The organism is Streptomyces humi (assembly GCF_001005085.2).
Taxonomy (GTDB): Bacteria; Actinomycetota; Actinomycetes; order Streptomycetales; family Streptomycetaceae; genus Streptomyces; species Streptomyces humi.
This window is the reverse complement of the sequence record NZ_LBMU02000111.1, coordinates 1-17,182: the sequence shown is the minus strand read 5'-3', so window position 1 is coordinate 17,182 and position 17,182 is coordinate 1. Positions and strand designations below refer to the sequence as shown.

The window sequence follows — 17,182 nt, the reverse complement described above, 5'->3', positions numbered from 1 at the left end:
GCCAGGACCTGCCCTGCCAGGACCTGCCCTGCCAGGGCCTCCTTCCAGGACCTGCCCTGCCAGGGCCTCCTTCCAGGACCTGCCGTGCTGGGGCCTCCCTCAGGACCTGTCCTGTCAGGAGCCGTTCGCTGGATCCACCGCGGCGGCCGTCGGCGGGTGTCGCCGCTGCGGCGGGTGAGGTGTTTGCGGCGGGGCTTCCGGGGCATCAGGTGCACCGGCAGCAGGTACGGCTGTGTGCGCCGGCGGCGGAGACCGTCGGGCGCGCCGGCGGCAGGGAGGCACCGTGACGACCAGGGAACCGGCACCGCGCGAGGTGCCGCCGTCATGACCGGCGTGCCGTCCGGGCCGTTCGTCCACCCCGCCCTCTTCTACGGCGACGAGGACGAGTACCTGGCCGGGACGGTGCCCTTCGTCCAGGAGGCGCTGGACGCCGGCGAGCCGGTCGCGGTCGCCGTGCCCGGCGAGAACCTCCGCCTCATCCGGGCCGCGCTCGGCGCCGGCGCCGGATCCGTGCTCTTCCTCGACATGCGCGAGGCCGGCCGCAACCCCGGCCGGATCCTCCCCGGCGTCCTGCTCGCCTTCGCCGACGCCCAGCCGTCCGGCCGCCGTGTCCGCATCATCGGCGAACCGGTGTGGGCCGGCCGTACGGCCACCGAGTACCCGGCCTGCGTCCAGCACGAGGCCCTGATCAACACGGCGTTCCAGGGCCGCGAGGTGACCGTCCTGTGCCCCTACGACACCACCCGGCTGGACACCCGGGCGGTGGCCGACGCCTACGCCACCCACCCGACCTACCTCACCGCGGGCTCGTCCGCCCCGCGCACCAGCAGCGCCTACGCCCCGGAGGCGGTCCTCGCCCACTACGACCGGCCGCTGCCGCCCGCCCCGGGCCCCGGCCTGCCCGTCGCCTTCGACGCCGGCTCCCTCTCCGCCGCCCGCCACCTGGCCACCGACGCGGCCGTCCGGTACGGCCTCACCGGCAGTCGCCTGCACGACCTCGCCCTGGCCGTCGCCGAACTCACCACCAACAGCGTCGTCCACGGCGGTGGCTCGGGCACGCTGGAGGTGTGGGCCGAGGACGGTCACGTGCTGTGCGAGGTGCGCGACAAGGGCTGCCTCACCGACCCGCTGGCCGGCCGCCGCCCCGCCCCCCGCGACCGGCGCGGCGGCCGCGGCCTCCTCCTGGTCAACCTCGTCGCCGACCTGGTCCGTGTCCACACGGAACCGTCCGGCACGACGATCCGCTGCTGGTTCACGCTCCGAGCGACCTGAACGACGCCTCCGCGCGGACCGGGCGCCGTTGCAATCCGGTCGACCCGCACGTTCGTTTCGCAGGGTGGCCGGGCGGGCAATGGTGGGGCATCGTGGTCCCGGCCACGGCGGGGGAGGGGGACACGGCGGTGCCTGATCTGGTGCGCACGACAGGTGGGCGGCGGCTGCGGGTGGAGGTGTCGGGGGATCCCCGGGGGCGCCCGGTGTTCCTGCTGCACGGCATGCCCGGCAGCCGGGTGGGGCCGCGGCCCCGGCCGATGTTCCTGTACCAGCACGGCACCCGGCTCATCAGCTTCGACCGGCCCGGGTACGGCGGCTCGGACCGCCGGCCAGGACGGCGGGTCGTGGACGTCGTCGAGGACGTGGCGGCCGTGGCGGACGCCCTCGGTCTCGACCGGTTCGCGGTGGCCGGCCGCTCCGGCGGGGGACCGCACGCCCTCGCCTGCGCCGCCCTGCTGCCGGGCCGGGTGACCCGCGCCGCGGCCCTGGTCGCGCTCGCGCCGCGGGACGCCGAGGGGCTCGACTGGTTCGCCGGGATGACGCCGTTCAACGTCCGCGAGTTCCGCACGGCCGTCACCGACCCCGAGGGGTACGCGGCCGGGATCATCCCGCGCTCGGCCGACATCCGCAGCAACCCGGCCCGGCTGCTGGAGGACCTGCGCTCCGACCTGACCGACGAGGACCGGCTGATCGTCTCCGACAGCAGCATCCGCTCGATGCTGCTGCGCACCTACCACGAGGCGCTGCGCACCTCGCCGTACGGCTGGATCGACGACGCGCTCGCCCTGACCAGCCCGTGGGGCTTCGACCCGGCGCACATCGGGGTGCCGGTGCTGCTGTGGCACGGCGCGAAGGACGTGTTCTCGCCCGCCTCCCACTTCTCCTGGCTGGCCGACCGCATCCCGCGCGCCAAGGCCGTCCTCGAACCGAAGGCGGCCCACTTCGGGTCGTTGCGCGCCCTGCCCGACGTCCTGGACTGGCTGCTGGCGGGAACCCCGGACGACTGACGGCGGGCCGTCCGCCCGGCCCCTTCCGCCCGGTCGGTCCGCCCGGCCCCTTCCGCCCGGTCCGTCCGCCCGGCCCCTCGCCCCCGCTCACACCGCCAGCGGCTCCAGGTCCCGGTACACCCGGCGCTCCTCCAGCGCGAAGCGGGTGATGCCGTTGTTCTCGCCGAGTTGCTGGCGCAGCGCCTTCAGCCGCCTGGTGGCTTCCTCGCGCAGGGCGTGGGCCTCGTCCGTGCGGCCGAGGGCGCTCAGGGTGAGGGCGCCGTTGCTGACCACCGCCAGGGCTTCGGGGTGCTGCGCGCCCAGGTCGGCGCGGAGCGCTTCGATGCTGTGCTGCTCCCGCTGCCAGGCCTCCTCCAGCCGGCCGCTCTCGGCGAGCACGATGGCGTAGTTGGCGGAGCAGAACTGGGTGTGCGGATGGTGGGCGCCCAGGACCTCGGTCATGCGCTCCAGCACCTTCTGGAACACCTCCTCGGCCTGTTCCCAGTCCCCGCAGCCCCAGTGGAAGACTCCGAGGTTGTTCATCGCGGTCTGGGTGTAGGGATGGGCCTCGCCCGGCTTCTTCACGTACTCGGCGAGCACCTTCTGGGCGACGTCGCGCGCCGCCTCCGGGTCCTCCGCCGCGAACAGGTCGGCGGCGAGGTTCAGTTCGCAGGCCAGCGAGTCCGGGGTGGGTGCCGTGTACTGCGACCGGTACTGCTCCATCGTCGCGGCCGTCAGCCGCCGCGCGTCCTCCAGTTCGCCGGCCCGGCGCAGCGACACCGCGAGCGACTTCGCGCACCGCAGGGTGCCCGGGAACTGCTTGCCGAGGTCGCGTACGCGCTTGTACTGCTCGTACGCCCGGGACAGCACCGCGACCGACGCGGTGTACTCGCCGACCTCGCGCAGGTCGCGGCCCAGGTTCTCCGCGGACGACAGCGTGTAGATGTGGTCGACGCCGTGGACCTGGGTACGGCGGGTGAGGGTGACCTCGTCGATCCCCCGGGCGTCCTTGTACCTGCCGACCATGCGCAACGCCAGGGCGAGGTTGTTGGCCGCGTTCAGGGTGCGCGGGTGGGCCTCGTAGAAGAGGTCGCTGAAGCCGTCGTGCGCCTCCCTCGCCAGCTCCACCGCCTTGGTGTACTCGCCCAGCGCCGCGAGGTCGCTGGAGAGGCCGGAGGTGGTGATGAAGGTGTGCGGGTGCCGGTTGCCGAGCAGCCGGCGCTGTCGCCCGAGCACGTCGTCGTCCATCTCCCGGGCCTCGACGTACAGCCCCTGGGAGCGCAGCACGTTGGCGAGCTGGCAGCGCAGGTACAGGTACTGCTCGTCGTTCTCGCCGAGGGGTTCCTTCCAGTGGGCGAGCAACTCCTCGGCGAGCCGCTGCGCCCGGGGGAACTCGCCGCGCTTCCACAGGTAGCGGACGCGGTCGATGAGCAGCCGGCGGGGCTCCGCCTCGGTGCAGTTGCGGATGTCGGAGGCGGTGAGGTGCGGCCAGATGATGTCGAACTGCGGCCAGTTCTCACGGTTGTCGGTGGGTTCGTCGCCCTTGGGGCGGGCTCCTCTGAGGATCTCGTGCACCGTGTGCCGGGCCTCGCGCCGCTCCTCCTCCGACATCTGGGAGCGGATCACCGCCTGCACGAGACGGTGCACCTGGATCGTGCGGGAGATCTGGTCGACCTTGGCGAGAGCGAGCTGGCTGATCTCCCGCACCAGCTGGCCGATCAGCAGACTCTCCGTCAGCCGGAGCGCGGTGAGCATCTCGTCGCTGTCGTAGAGCAGTTCCGAGGAGATCGGTTCGGCGGCGAGGAACGCGCACAGTTGCAGCAGCCGCACCGAGGCGGGCGAGCGTTCCTTCAGCCGTTCGATGGAGATGTTCCAGGTGGCGGCCACCGTGTCGGGGTAGTCGGAGGGCTGGTTGAGCCCCATCACCGCGGCGGTCTCCTCGGTGAGGCGGCGCAGGTACTCGGCGGTCGGCATGGCGGTCTCGGCGAGCCAGGCCCCGGCCTGCTCCACCGCGAGCGGCAGGTCGCCGACGGCCTCCGCGACCTGGTCGGCCTCCGTGGCGGACAGCCCGGGGGCGCGCCGCGACAGGTGCTCGACGCTCTCCTGCCGCTGGAAGACGTCGACCGGCAGTGTCTCCCCCTTGTCCGACCAGGCCTGGTTGCGGGAGGTGACCAGGATGTGCCCGCCGCCGGTGGTGGGCAGGTAACCGGCGAGGTCGTCCGGGTTGTCGGCGTTGTCGAAGACGAGGATCCACCGCTTGGTCGGGTTGCCCCGGGAGAGCATGCGGACGGTTTCCTTGCTGGCCAGCGCCATGTCCTCGCCGCCGGGTGCGCCGATGCGGGCCCCGAGCTCGGCGAGCGAGGCCACCACGTTGTCGACGTTCTCGGCCGGCACCCACCACACCAGGTCGTAGTCGGCGCTGAACCGGTGCACGTACTCCAGCGCGATCTGGGTCTTGCCGACACCGCCCATCCCGAACAGCGCCTGGTGCTGGGGCAGTACGGCGGTCATACCGCTGCGCAGCTGCTCCCGGACCTTCTCCAGGATGTAACCCCGGCCGGTGAAGGTGCTGTTGCGCTGCGGGACGTTCCAGTGGTCGGGGACGTGGCCGGGGAACCGGGGTGCCGCCGGTCCGCCCTTGGGCAGCTGACCGGGCAGTTCGAGCGCGCCGAGCAGCGCGTTCTCGCAGCTCGACTCGTCCCGGCCGTGCAGGTCGACGGGGTCGGCCTGGTGCTGGTACGACTCCGGTGGCTGGACCTCGTCGACCTGCACCGGTATCAGCACGCCCGCGGGGCCGTCGCCGCCGGTGGCCGAGTTCAGCAGCAGCGCGGTGTGCCGGGAGCCGAACAGCGCCTTGGACCACAGGACCAGGACGCGGGTGCCCGGGGCGGGCCGGTCCAGCGGTCCGGCGGCCAGGTCGTGCAGTACGACGGTGCAGCCGGCCCGCTTCAGCAGCGACTCGGCCCAGTCGGCCCACATCCGGTTCTCCGCCGCGTACACGATGGTCACCTGGAGCGCGGTGGTCTGCGGCCGCCGCCGGATGAAGGCGTCCCGGCAGCGCAGCCGTACCTGGTCCGGGATCGGCGGCAGCGCGGTGACCTCGTTGTCGGTCACGAACGCGGTGAGCCGTTCGAAGGCGGACAGCAGCGACTTGGGGTCGCCCTTCTTGTCCCCGACGACGGCGAGGGTCTCCTCGTACGCGTAGTACGGCTTGTACGGGATCTCGACGCTGCCCCAGTAGGCGGTGACCTCGTCGGCGCTCAGCCGCTCCCCGTCCGGTCCCTTCGGCAGTCCGGCGAACTTCGTCCGGGCCACCGCGCGGCCCGCCTCGACCTTCTCCTTCTCGCCGTCGTCCACGCGCATCGGGACGGGCAGCACCCGGATCCGCCGGCTGCGGTGCTCGTCGCCGACGCTGTAGGCCACGTCGGCGGCGCCGTCCAGGGCCTGGTCGCTGAAGGTGAAGCAGTCCACCAGGATGTCGGGCATCTGGAGCGTGCAGATGTCCGCGGTGTCCGAACGCCCGGTGCGGGAGTCGATCAGCACGTAGTCGTAGGACCGCTTCATGCTGTCGCGCAGCGCCTCCAGGAACATGCCGCCGCGCAGCCGGTCGTAGAAGTTGTCCCATTCCAGGGAGGACGCCGTGCCCGAGTAGGCGCGGAACTGCTTCCCGGCGGAGAGGAAGTCGAGCGAGCCGCCGTTCTCGAAGGCGAGTCCCTGCCGTTCGGGGGAGAGCGAGACGGCGTGCTGTTCGACGTCCGCGAACTCCAGGTGCCAGGGTCCCGTGCGGGTGATGCCGTCCGTGGCCGCCCAGGCGTAGTCCTGGAGGATGTTGAGGACACCTCCGGTGGCGGCGAGCACGTTGGGGTCCAGGAACGGGTGGAAGAAGCGGTCCAGACCCGGGGCCTCCAGGTCCCAGTCGACGGCGAGGACGCGTTTGCCGTTGGCGGCGAGGATCCACGCCGTGTTGGCGAGCGCCATCGTCCGTCCGGTGCCGCCCTTGTACGAGTAGAAGGTGATGATGCGTCCGTCCACTGCGGCCGTCATGCCTCTCCTCCGGGGTCGTCGCCCGCGTCCGGGTCGGACGGTTGGTAGGGGTCCGCCAGACGGGGTCTGGGGATGTCAGGGCCCGGCGGCAGTCGGACCTCCGCGTTCTTCAGGTACTGCCTGGTCGTGTAGGCCACCACCTCGGGCAGCACCCTGGTGAAGGCCTTGAGCGTGGGTACGCCGTTCACGGCGGTCCGGGCGTCGCCGCGCCGCGCCCGCTCCAGGATGGTCGGCATCACCCGCTCCAGCTCCTCGGCGAGCCGGCGCCCCTGTTCGCTGTGGTTCTGTAGGTCGGTACGGCAGCGCGGCACGATCGCGCTCACCCACGGCCGGGCGTAGGCGTCGAACGTCTTCAGCCGGCCGCGGCGTTCCTCGTCGGTGAGCGCCCACTGGTCCACGAGCAGGATGCCGGGCTGCCGGTCCCCGGACGCGGGCGGTTCCTCCCCGGGGTTCTCGTCGTCGAAGGCGACGACGGTCACCCGGTAGTCCAGGGAGCGGATCAGTTCCTCGGCGTGCGTGGACAGCGCCCGGGTCGACTCGGTCTGGTACGGGTTCCAGTCCAGGGCGTCGTCACCGTAGGGTCCGGTGTCGCGGTGCTGGTGGACGGAGTCCTCGGTGGGCGCGGCCACGGTCAGCCGGATGTGCCGGGTCCCGGAGCCGCGCGGTTTGAAGGCGCTGGGGGTGCTCTCGTAGTCGCGGGGGCGTCCGGGCGGCAGCCGGGACTCGTCGGCCGCCTGGACGATGCGTTCGGCGAGGCCGTACACGATGTCGTCGTACTCGTCGCGCAGCCGGCTGAGTTTGATCAGTCCGTAGATGCCGTTGCTGAGGTACCGCCCGCCCTCCGAGAGGGGCTCCACATGGATGTGCCGTACGGAGTCGGGGAGTTCACGCATGTCGAAGCGGGTCCACAGCGCGGGCACGATGGCGGAGGCGTTGGCCGCTCCGGTGGTCCTGGCGTTCAGCATCCGCTCGTGGAACGCGTACCACTCGCGGCCGCACATCTCGCTGGAGAAGTAGCGCGGTGAGAACAGCGGAACGAACACCCGGCAGGCGGCCAGGTTCTCGCTCAGCTTCTCGGGCCAGCCGTCCCCGGAGCGCATCTCCCGGTCCATGAAGCCGGCCGGGGAGCCGGCGGGCAGGTCGGTGAGTGTCATGATGTGGTTGCACAGGTCGTTGAACAGCACCCGCACCCAGTGGTCGGGGTCTCCGCTGTCCGGGCTCCACTGTGGAGTGTGCGCGTACGACAGGAAGAAATAGGGCCGGTTGTCCGGAGCCCGATTCTGCACCCGTTCCCCCATGTCCGTACGTCTTCCTGGCCACCGGCAAGCCGCTGGACCGCCCCCGTCGTCGACGCCGCCGTCGGACTCAACAATGTGCCCGACGGACCCCGGTTCCGGTTCACTGTTTTCAGGCCAAAGCGCGTCGATATCCAGACATCTGCCCCTTGGCGTGTCTGACCAGGTCCCGCATGGAGCACAGGACGACCCGCTTCGAGGCCCAGTCGGCCTCGGCGCGCAGTTCCTGCGGCAGCCGGGCGCCGATCGCGCCGAAGTCCCCGTCGTTCAGGGAGAGATCGCGGTACGACACCCAGTTCCCCTTGTGCCCGACCACGCACCGGTAGGTGCGCCGGGGCGGCCTGGGGCGGGTCAGGTACTCGGCGTAGTGGAAGGAACTGCACACCTCGAACCCGACCCGCAGCAGCAGGACCTGGGCGTCGGCGCGGTACAGCCGCGCCATGGGGGAGAGCCTGCCGAGGTGGCTGCGCAGATGGTGCTTGCGCAGCAACTCCGGTGCTCGTGGCCCGAGTCCGGCCAAGGAGGTCTGCGGATGCGCGCTGCGCACGGCGCCGGACGTCGACCGTACGCATTCGGCGAGCGCCCCCATCGTCGGGCACTCGGTGGCGTCCGGGTCGAACGGCGGCATCGCGGCCCGGTACTCGGCCGCCTCCCGGTCGTCCATGCCGGCGACGGCCTCCCGGTAGGCCCGGGAGGTGTCGGAGTTCTCCGGCGTGAAAGCGGGCACGACCAGCGTCCCCGCCGGGCCGAGCGCGGCCAGTAGCGCGTCCCGGACCAGCTCCGGCGCGGCCCCGGTACCGCTGAGCGAGGCGTGCGCCATCAGCACCCCGCCGTGTCGCACGCCCAATGTCCGTAACAGGTCCGCCAGTTCTGCCCTGTGTGCCGTGTCCGCCGTGGTGACGCGCGCTCGTTCAGTCATGGAGATCCGCCCACTGCGACCACAGCTGGGACACCAGCACGGCTCCTGTCGGCGTCAGTTCGGCCTCCGGCAGCAGGGTGAGCCCGGTGAGGGCGCGGGCCGCTTCCGGGTGGGCCCCCCGGCCGAGTTCCGTGTCCGCCAGGTCCAGCAGGGCGCCCGCGGGGCTGCCCGGCCGGTGCAGGTCGGCCGTCTCGCGCAGGGCCGTGAGTCTGGCGCGGCGGCCGATGCGCGGGAGTTCCCGGGCGAACTCCTCCGGCGTCACGTCCACCGCCACGCCCAGCGCCCCGAACCCGTGCGCGCCGAGCAGCAGCCCGCTGCCGGCCTCCAGCGGGGTGAGCACGGTGGGCCGGAACGCGTCCGCGGCGGTGCGCCTGTCGGACGCGTCCTTCGCCAGCAGTTCGTAGGCCCGGCCCAGCCGCTCCACGAAGTCGCCGGATTCGAGCGGCGGGGCGACCGCGGCGGGATAGCAGTCGCGGTAGGGGTCGGCGTCGTCGACGAGCGGCCCGTCCTGGGCCAGCAGCCGGCCGAGCGGGCGCCAGCGCGTGGAGGCCGGGATCTCGTCCGGCCGGACCCAGGTCCCCTCGGTGTCCGTCCGGTGTCCGCCGACGCCGCGCACCCGGAAGGCGTCCGGTGTCACCGTGACCTCGATGCGGCCGGGGGCGTCGAGCCGGTAGGTGCCCCAGGTGGGCAGGTGCAGCCGGGTACCGGGCTGGTCCCAGGACAGTGTGGCGGCCGCCCCCGCCCGCAGCGCCGCGGCGGCGGCCAGCGACATGAACCGGGCCGCGTCCGCGGGGCCGCGCAGGGAACGCTGGAGACCGGTGCGCACGTAGGGGTGGGCCAGCACCTCGTCCAGGTGCGGTGCGGTCCCGGAGTCGGCGTCCAGGGCCAGCAGCAGCCGCCAGGCGACCTCCGTGTCGGGCTCGGCCGTCAGCTGCTGCCGGGTCCGGCGCACCAGCTTCCGGGTCAGTTCCAGCTGCGCCCAGCTGAGCCGGGGCAGGCTGAGCACGGCCGGGGCGAAGGTGCGGTCGGTCACCCGGTCGGCGATCCCCTCCACGAGGGAGCGCAGGTCGGCGCAGAAGACGCTGGGGTTGTCGAAGCCGTTCTCCGCGCGGTACCGGTGCCCGTACAGGCCGCCGCCGCAGGACCGCAGGACCGGGCAGCGGCGGCAGGTGTCGCTGATCCCGTCGGCCCCCGTCTGCCGGGCCAGTACGCCCGGATGCGAGGCGAACTCCGCGAAGCCGTGCCGGAAGACGTCGTACCCCGTCTCGGGCGCGCCCGCGTAGGCGGTCTTCAGCCAGTCGGCCTGCTCGAAGGTGCCGTCCGTCTCGATCACGGCGAGGTCGCTGGGCGCCAGCCCCAGCGCCTCGGTCAGGGGCGGCCCGTCGCGCAGGGTGCTGAGCACCGAGTCGAAGGTCCGCACCGGCATCGGGCGGCCCTGTTCCTCCCAGCGGTCGAAGACCGCGAGCAGCCAGTCGGCGTACGGGGTCGCGGCCCCGGCCGGGTTGGGCGGCGGGCTGTCCCAGGTGGAGTGCGGGAGGAGGTAGTCGATCCGCGGCGGGGCGAGTGCGGTGAGGGCGTCGTGCACGGCGACGGGGTCGTTCGCCACGTCGACGGTGCACAGGATGCCGCTGAACAGGTGACGGTACTCGGGTTCCTGGAGCAGCCGGATGCCGCGGAGCACCCGGTCGTGGCTGCTGCGTCCCCTGTGGTCGAGCCGGTGCCGGTCGTTGGCCGCGCGGTCGCCGTCGAGCGACACGCTGACCCGGACCCCGAACTCCCGGCAGACGTCCAGGTGGCGTCGGTTCAGGGTGACCGCGTTGGTGTGCATCCGCAGGTCGAGGGTGGTCAGCGGGGCGAGCGCGCGGGTGAGCTCGGCGCAGATGTCGCGCAGCCGGGCGGGCCCGACGAGCAGTGGCTCCCCGCCGTGCAGGATCACCGAGACGGATTCCAGGGCCCGCGCCCGGGTGTGCTCGGCCAGTCGGCCGGCGACGGCACGGACGGTCTCCGGGCGGATGAAGGTGGGGCGGCCCCGCCAGCTCTGGTCGGCGTGCTGGTACACGTAACAGTGGTCGCAGAGCAGATCGCACCTGCTGTGGATCTTGAGGACCAGCTGTCTCAGGGGTGGGTTGTCGGGCGACTGGCTCGTCACCGGAGGCAGTCTGTCAGACTTCCCACCCTCGACGGGCCCCAAACGGCATTACTGCGAGAAACATTGACGCGTTGTCAGCGCACTGACGTGGGTACGAGCGGCGCACGCCGCCGCGCCGGGCGCACCCACGTCCGGGTGACGCTGCTGTCCGGCCGCGCCGGGTCAAACTCCCGAGTTGAACGTGACCGTCCGATTCGAACGGTGGTCGGGGGCGTCGGTCACGCGGCCCGTGTCGCGCGCCGTGGAGGTCGCGTACGGGTCGATGTCCGCCAGGCGGGTGTGCCGGTCGGCCGGCGCGGGGCTGCGCAACTGCGTCGAGGTGGTCGTCATGATTGTTTCGTCGCTCCGGTTCGGGCTCGCGGAACCGAGACTGGTCCCGATGGTGCGGACCCTATACCAGGAATGCCGCGCGAACCTCTTGTGTCCGGGCCCGGTTTCCGTACTCATTGAATTCTCAAGCCGGTTTTTCGGGGGCGCGCGAAAGCCTTCGGGGGCGCGCATTGAATTCGGGGGGCTTCATGGGGGCCGCAACCACGCCGGTGCCGAGCACCACGCTGGACGCACGGGATCTCCCACCGCTGTTCCAGGTGAGTGACAGATGGGCGTTACGCCACCAGAGTGATTCGTTCCGTGCCGTCCGTACGCATCTGCTGGTCCTGCTGCTGGCCACCACCGCGGCCGTGTTCACCGAGCAGGCGTCCGGGCATGTCATGGCGGTGTGCGCCGCGTTGCTCTACGGGCTGACGATAGCCCTCGGGCTGAGCACCTCGCGGCGCCGGTCCCGGGCGCACTGGCAGGCGCACCGGGCCGCCGCCGAGCTGCTGAAGTCGCTGGCCTGGCAGTACATGGTGCACGGCGGCCCCTTCCGCTCCGACGTCGTCGACCCGGACGCGGTGTTCGCGGAACGCCTGGAGGAGCGGCTGCGCGAGCTGCGCGCCTGCGGCTGGGAGGACTCCCGCGAGGGGGTGCGGGAGCGCGGCCGGGGGCAGATCACCCCGCGGATGCGCGCGGAACGCGCCAAGTCGTACGCGGCGCGCCGGGACCTCTATCTGCGCGACCGGCTCCTGGAGCAGACGGTCTGGTACAAGAACCGGGCCTCCCGTGCCCACCGCGCGGCCTCCCGCTGGTCCACCGTCACCGCCGCGCTGACCCTGTTCGCCCTGGCCGCTGCCCTGTTGCGGACTGTCGGCATGCTCGGCGGCGCCGACCTCGCGGGCCTGCTCAGCGCGGCCGCCGCGGCGGGCGTCGCCTGGCAGGAGGTGCAGCGGCACGGCCCGCTGACGCACGCCCACTCGATCATCGAACAGGACCTGGAGACCGCCCGGATCGCCATGTCCACCACCGTCACGGAGGCGGGCTGGGCAGAGGCGGTGGAGGAGGCGGAGCGGCTGATGTCGCCGGCGCACACGGAGTGGCTGGTCCGCTTCGGCACCTGAGCGGGCCCGCCGCGTCCGTCGGTCCCGCGTCCGTCAGCCCCGCGTCCGTCGGTCCCGCGTCCGTCAGCCCCGCGTCCGTCGGTCCCGCGTCCGTCAGTCCCGGGTCTGCCCGTCCGGCCACAGCACGGTCACGGGCACCCCGATGTGCCGTGCGTAGGCCACCACGTCACCGGTGCCGCCGAGACCGCGTGCCGGCCGGCCGTCCCACACGGCGACCAGTTCGTCGGAGTGCTCCACGACCCATTGGCCGGCCGCGAAGTACGCCTGTTCGTGGGTGGGTTGGACGGGCAGTTCGACCCGGTCCGCACAGCTCCGCAGGATCCTGCGGTACGACGCCCGCGCCTCGTCGTCGCCCAGGTGGGCCTCGTAGTCCATGCCCGGGATCACGGCCGTCACCGGCACGCCGTGGGCCAGCGCGAGGTCGGCGAACAGCTGGTCCGTGCCGGCCGCGAGACAGCTCAGCGCCTCCAACGCCACGCCGGTGCGGCTGAGTTGCTCGCGCAGGGCGGCACGCACGAAGGGCAGGACGGGCGGCGGGATCACCCGGTGTCCGGTGACACCGATCCGGGTGACGGTGAGACGGGGGACCACGGGCGCGCCGGCCAGGCGGTCGGTGATATCGGCTGTCACGGAGCGTCCCCTTCCGTCACCACAGGTGAGTACAGCCTAATCGAGGGGTGACCGGGCGGGCAGGGGGCGCATCGGTTCACACGGACCGGCGCTCGGTCTCAGCAGGACCGGGGGCCGAGCACCAGCGGCTCGATCCGGCCCTCCAGCATCGCCCCGATGCCCTGTACGGCGCACACGTCCGGCCGCTCCGCGATGTGCACCGGCATGCCCGTCGCCTGCCGCAGCAGCTGGTCGAAGCCGGGCAGCAGCGCCGATCCGCCGACCATGATCATCCCGCGCTCGGCGAGATCGGCGACCAGGTCGGGCGGGCAGTCCCGCAGCACCTTGCCGATGCCGTCCAGGACGGCGGTGAGCGGTGTCTGGATGGCGTCCCGGACGGCGGCCGTGTCGACCCGCACGCTCCGGGCGAGGCCGGTGGACACGTCCCGCCCGTGGATCTCCGTGGACGTCGGCCCCTGCGGGGTGAGCCCGTTCTCCGACAGGGCCAGCTGCAACGGCCGTACCGCCTGGCTCGGCAGCATCAGCTCGTGCTCGAGCCGCAGGTGCTGGACGATCGCGTGGTCCACGGACTCGCCGCCCACGGGCATCCGCTCCGCGCGCACGATGGAGCCGAGGGACAGCACGGCGACCTGGGTGGCGGCGGCCCCGCAGACGAGGATCATGGTCGCCTCCGGCCGCTCCACGGGCAGCCCGCACCCGACGGCCGCGGCGATCAGCGTGTCGACCAGCTCCACCCGCCGTGCTCCGAGCCCCACCAGCGTCTCGATGGTCGCCCGCTGCGCCAGCGGGTCGGCGTCGTGCGGGGTGCAGGCCGCCGCCCGTAGCCGGGGCTTGCGGCGCAGCATACGGCGGGTCTTGTCGCCGAGCAGGTGCCGCAGCATCCGCTGGGCCATCTCGATGTCGACGACGGTTCCGCCGGAGATCGGGCGCACCACGCGGATGTAGTCGGGCGTCCGGCCCGTCATCTTCTCCGCGAGCTCGCCCACGGCGATCAGCGCACCGCTGCGCGTGTTCATGGCGGCGACGGACGGCTGGTCGACGACCAGGCCCATGCCCTTCACGTACACCCGGGTGCGGGCGGCCCCGAGATCGACGGCGAAATGGCAGCGGCGCAACTGCTCCAGACTGACGGTCACGGCGATCCTCCCGAGTGCGCGGGCCGTGGGTGACGGCGGATGACGGCTTCCTTCGCATCCTCTGGGGGATCACCGCGGCGCGCCTGCGGGAGGGGGCCGGGCGGGGCGCCGCTGAACGGGGGGTTCGGCCGCGGACGAACGCGGCGGAGCGGCGCGGAGAAGGGGCCGCGGGCCAACCACACGGACGGCACGGCAGAAGCACGGAAGCCAGTACCGAGGCAGCACGGAAGCCAGTACCGAGGCAGCACGGCAGCCAGCACCGAATCACGGAAGCAAAACTGAAGCAGCACCGAAGCAGCACCGAAGCAGCACGGGAAAAAAGGGGGGACACCCGCAGGCCGGGCCGCGTCGGCGTCCCCCGCCGGCCCCGGAACGCCGTCGTGCGTCAGGGAGCGGCGGGCACGATGCCTCGGAGTACGCCGAGTTCCACCAGGTCCTGGGGTCTGATCCGGAGCTGGTCCGCGGTCGCCTCGGCCGCGGCCGGGGGGCGTTTCAGGATGGCCGTCGCCGGCTCCGGGGCGATGACGGAGAAGTAGCTGTCGGGCGTGGCCCAGGTGTTGCCGGGGGCGGCCAGCGCCAGCGCGCCGCCGGAGCCGCCCTCGCCGATGACGAGGGTGGTGACCGGCGTACGGGCGGCGGCCACCGCGCCGAACAGCTCCGCGATCGCGGCGCCCGCGCCCTGCCGTTCCGCCGCGGCGTCGTTGGCGGCGCCCGGGGTGTCGACGAGGGTCAGCACCGGGATCCCCAGCCGGTCAGCGAGCCGTATCAGGCGGGCGGCGGTCCGGAACCCGGCGGGCCGGGTCGCGGTGCCGGTCTGCGCCGCGAAGGCGACGGTACGGCCGTCCCGCTCGCCGAACCCGCACAGCATCCCGTCCGGATCGGCACCCCCGCACCGGTCGCCGACGAGAGCGGCCCGACGGGTGAAGTAGGCGTCCAGGTAGGCCCCGGCCCGCGGCCGCCGCGGATCCCGGGCCCGCTGAACGGCCTCCCAGCCGGTGCGGGGCAGCCCGGCACCGCCGAGGGCGGCGGGCGGGTCGGCCGGTTCCGGCGCCGGTCCGGTCAGCAGTCGCAGCCACAGCCCCAGGCAGGTCCGCAGCTCGGCGGCCGGTACCACCGCGTCCGCCGCGCCCGCCGCGAGCTGGGCCTCCGCCGTGTACGCGGCGGGGTCCGCGTCCGGCGGGCGGACCCGGGAGCCGGCGAAGCCGACCTGGGCGCCGGGCAGGGCCAGGATCACATCGGCGCCCGCGCCCAGGGTGGCCCAGCCGCCGCCGGTCGTCGGGTCCCGCAGGACCGCGATCTGGGGCAGTCGCGCCTCGCGGGTGAGCGCCGACTGCCGTGCCACCCGCTGGAGTTGGGACAGGGCGAGCATGCCCTCCTGCATCCGGCTGCCGCCGGTCGCGATCAGCGGCACGACCGGCAGCCGGTGCGCGCGGGCGTGCACGTACGCCGCCGCCAGCCGGTCCCCGGTCCGCTCGCCCAGCGAGCCGCCGAGGAACCCGAACTCGAAGGCGATCAGCACGGCCGCCGTGCCCTCGACGCGCGCGGTGCCGACGACGACCGACTCCCGCTCGCCGGTGCGCTCGGCGGCGCGGGCGCGCGAGACGTCGTAGCCCTGCCAGCCGAGCGGGCCGTCGGCTCCGGACTCCCGCTCGGGGTGCGGGATCTCGGTGAAGGTGCCGGGGTCGGTGACGAGGTCGAGGAACTGCCGGGCGGAGAGCCGCTCAGGCATGTTCACCGAGGGCCCGCTTCATGATCTTCCCCATGTCGTTGCGGGGGAGGGCGTCGAGGTAGCGGACGACGCGGGGGCGCTTGTGCGGGGCGAGCCGGCCGGCGACGTGGTCCGCCAACTCCCCGGCCGCGGGCGGCGACTGCGGATCCGCCGGGACGATCCAGGCGACGATCCGCTCGCCCAGGTCGGCGTCCGGTTCCCCGGTGACGGCGGCCTCCCGCACCCCGGGGTGTTCGAGGAGCGCGTTCTCGATCTCACCGGCCCCGATCTTGTAACCGCCGCTCTTGATCAGGTCGGTGGCCTTGCGGCCGACGATCCGGACACACCCGTCCGGCTCCCGTACGGCCATGTCGCCGGTGCGGAACCAGCCGTCGGCGGTGAAGGCGGCGGCGGTGGCGTCGGGCCGGTTCAGGTACTCGGTGAACAGGTTCGGGCCGCGTACCTGGATCTCGCCGACGGTCTCCCCGTCGTACTCCGCGATCGCCGTCCCGTCCTCCTCCACCAGCCGCAGCTCCACCCCGGGCAGGGGCACGCCGACGGTTCCCGCCCGGGCCTCGCCGTCGGCCCGCACACTGGTGTTCATCAGGGTCTCCGTCATGCCGTACCGCTCGACGACCCGGCGCCCGGTGGCGGCCGCGATCCGCTCGTGGTCGTGGACGGGCAGCGCGGCCGACCCGGAGACCAGCAGCCGGGCCCGGCCGAGCGCCTTCGCCAGCCGGGGGTCGGCGGGCAGCGCCTCGGCGATGCGGTGGTACATGGTGGGGACGCCGAACAGCATGGTCGCGCCGTCGTTCAGCTCGCGGGTCACGCCGTCGGTGTCGAAACGCCCGAGGTGGCGGACGCTGCCGCCGCGCCGCAGCGGCCCGAGGATCCCCAGTACGAGCCCGTGCACGTGGAACAGGGGCAGGCCGTGCACGAGGACGTCCTCGCCGGTCCACTGCCAGGCGTCGGCGAGCGCGTCCAGGGTGGCGGCCAGGGCCCGGCGGGGGATGACGGCGCCCTTGGGCGGGCCGGTGGTGCCGGAGGTGTAGACGACGAGGGCGGGGTCGGACCCGGTGGTGTCGTCCTCCGGTACCGGACCCACGGCCCCCGCGTCGACGTCGATCCGGGGCAGGCCGGCGAGGGCGGCGGGGAGTTCGGCGCCGGGCGCGGCCAGCACCGCCGTCGGCGCGCTGTCGGCAAGGATGTGCGCGAGTTCCTTCTCGCCCGACCTGGGGTTGAGCGGTACGGCGGCCCGGCCGGCGAGCAGGGTGCCGACGACGGCGACCGCCGTCTCCAGTTCCGGCGTCGCCCACACGGCGACCCGCCCGGCATCCCGCACCCGTGCGGCGAGCGCCCCCGCCGCACCGCCGAGCTGCCCGTACGTCAGCTCCCGCCCCCCGAACCGCAGTGCGCTTCGCTCACCGACCAGCACCGGAAACAGACCAGACACGCCAAGACCCCTAACCGCCGGAAACCCCGAATCCCACCCTTCCTACACCAGCCCGCCCGCCCAGCCCCCGCCACCGTGCCCGGAACACCCCGTCAGGCACACGGGGAACCGCGCGGCGAGCCCCCACCCTCCCGCACCCGGAACCCGATCCGTG

General features: G+C 73.2%; 12 protein-coding genes. 3 read left to right on the top strand and 9 right to left on the bottom strand.

Features of this window, described 5'->3' with window-relative positions; all coding sequences use genetic code 11:
* Positions 1-324 precede the first annotated feature (324 nt).
* Both AAW13_RS40025 and AAW13_RS40020 read left to right on the top strand, forming a co-directional pair.
* The gene (locus tag AAW13_RS40025; protein WP_046732524.1) at positions 325-1,272 is read left to right on the top strand and encodes an anti-sigma factor RsbA family regulatory protein; all 948 of its coding nucleotides are present in this window, start codon (positions 325-327) and stop codon (positions 1,270-1,272) included.
* A gap of 128 nt (positions 1,273-1,400) precedes the next feature.
* Entirely contained in the window at positions 1,401-2,279 is an 879-nt protein-coding gene (locus AAW13_RS40020) for an alpha/beta fold hydrolase (RefSeq protein WP_046732536.1), read from the top strand.
* An 87-nt stretch (positions 2,280-2,366) separates the two neighbouring features.
* Here AAW13_RS40020 and fxsT read toward each other — a convergent pair whose 3' ends face one another.
* From fxsT to AAW13_RS46215, 5 genes are all read right to left on the bottom strand, one after another.
* Positions 2,367-6,302, bottom strand: coding sequence for an FxSxx-COOH system tetratricopeptide repeat protein (gene fxsT / locus AAW13_RS40015; RefSeq protein ID WP_046732525.1), 3,936 nt, complete (start codon positions 6,300-6,302; stop codon positions 2,367-2,369).
* Complete coding sequence (locus tag AAW13_RS40010; protein ID WP_240528883.1) at positions 6,299-7,588, bottom strand: TIR-like protein FxsC; 1,290 nt, start codon at positions 7,586-7,588, stop codon at positions 6,299-6,301. Before AAW13_RS40010 ends, fxsT begins: the two co-directional genes overlap by 4 nt.
* Before the next feature lie 121 nt (positions 7,589-7,709).
* A complete protein-coding gene (locus AAW13_RS40005) occupies positions 7,710-8,417 on the bottom strand; it encodes an AAC(3) family N-acetyltransferase (RefSeq protein ID WP_079179155.1) in 708 nt (235 codons plus the stop codon).
* Between the two features lie 91 nt (positions 8,418-8,508).
* Positions 8,509-10,665, bottom strand: a complete 2,157-nt coding sequence (gene fxsBH / locus AAW13_RS40000) for a radical SAM/SPASM protein FxsBH, inactivated beta-hydroxylase extension form (protein WP_046732527.1) — start codon at positions 10,663-10,665, stop codon at positions 8,509-8,511.
* 162 nt (positions 10,666-10,827) lie between these two features.
* The gene (locus AAW13_RS46215; protein WP_167391786.1) at positions 10,828-10,995 is read right to left on the bottom strand and encodes a hypothetical protein; all 168 of its coding nucleotides are present in this window, start codon (positions 10,993-10,995) and stop codon (positions 10,828-10,830) included.
* Positions 10,996-11,183: 188 nt separating this feature from the next.
* Here AAW13_RS46215 and AAW13_RS39995 point away from each other — a divergent pair, with 188 nt between their 5' ends.
* Positions 11,184-12,101, top strand: coding sequence for a DUF4231 domain-containing protein (locus AAW13_RS39995; protein ID WP_046732528.1), 918 nt, complete (start codon positions 11,184-11,186; stop codon positions 12,099-12,101).
* A gap of 93 nt (positions 12,102-12,194) precedes the next feature.
* Here AAW13_RS39995 and AAW13_RS39990 read toward each other — a convergent pair whose 3' ends face one another.
* The 4 genes from AAW13_RS39990 to AAW13_RS39975 all read right to left on the bottom strand — a co-directional run bounded on the left by AAW13_RS39990 (position 12,195) and on the right by AAW13_RS39975 (position 17,028).
* On the bottom strand, positions 12,195-12,731 hold the full coding sequence (locus tag AAW13_RS39990) for a hypothetical protein (RefSeq protein WP_240528882.1): 537 nt from the start codon (positions 12,729-12,731) through the stop codon (positions 12,195-12,197).
* Positions 12,732-12,829: 98 nt separating this feature from the next.
* The gene (locus AAW13_RS39985; RefSeq protein ID WP_046732529.1) at positions 12,830-13,867 is read right to left on the bottom strand and encodes a rod shape-determining protein; all 1,038 of its coding nucleotides are present in this window, start codon (positions 13,865-13,867) and stop codon (positions 12,830-12,832) included.
* A 385-nt stretch (positions 13,868-14,252) separates the two neighbouring features.
* Entirely contained in the window at positions 14,253-15,596 is a 1,344-nt protein-coding gene (locus tag AAW13_RS39980) for a carboxyl transferase domain-containing protein (protein WP_046732530.1), read from the bottom strand.
* Positions 15,589-17,028 carry an acyl-CoA synthetase gene (locus tag AAW13_RS39975; RefSeq protein ID WP_046732531.1) on the bottom strand — a complete coding sequence of 480 codons (1,440 nt, stop codon included), beginning with the start codon at positions 17,026-17,028 and terminating at the stop codon, positions 15,589-15,591. The genes AAW13_RS39980 and AAW13_RS39975 overlap by 8 nt, the downstream gene beginning before the upstream one ends.
* Between the last annotated feature and the right edge of the window lie 154 nt (positions 17,029-17,182).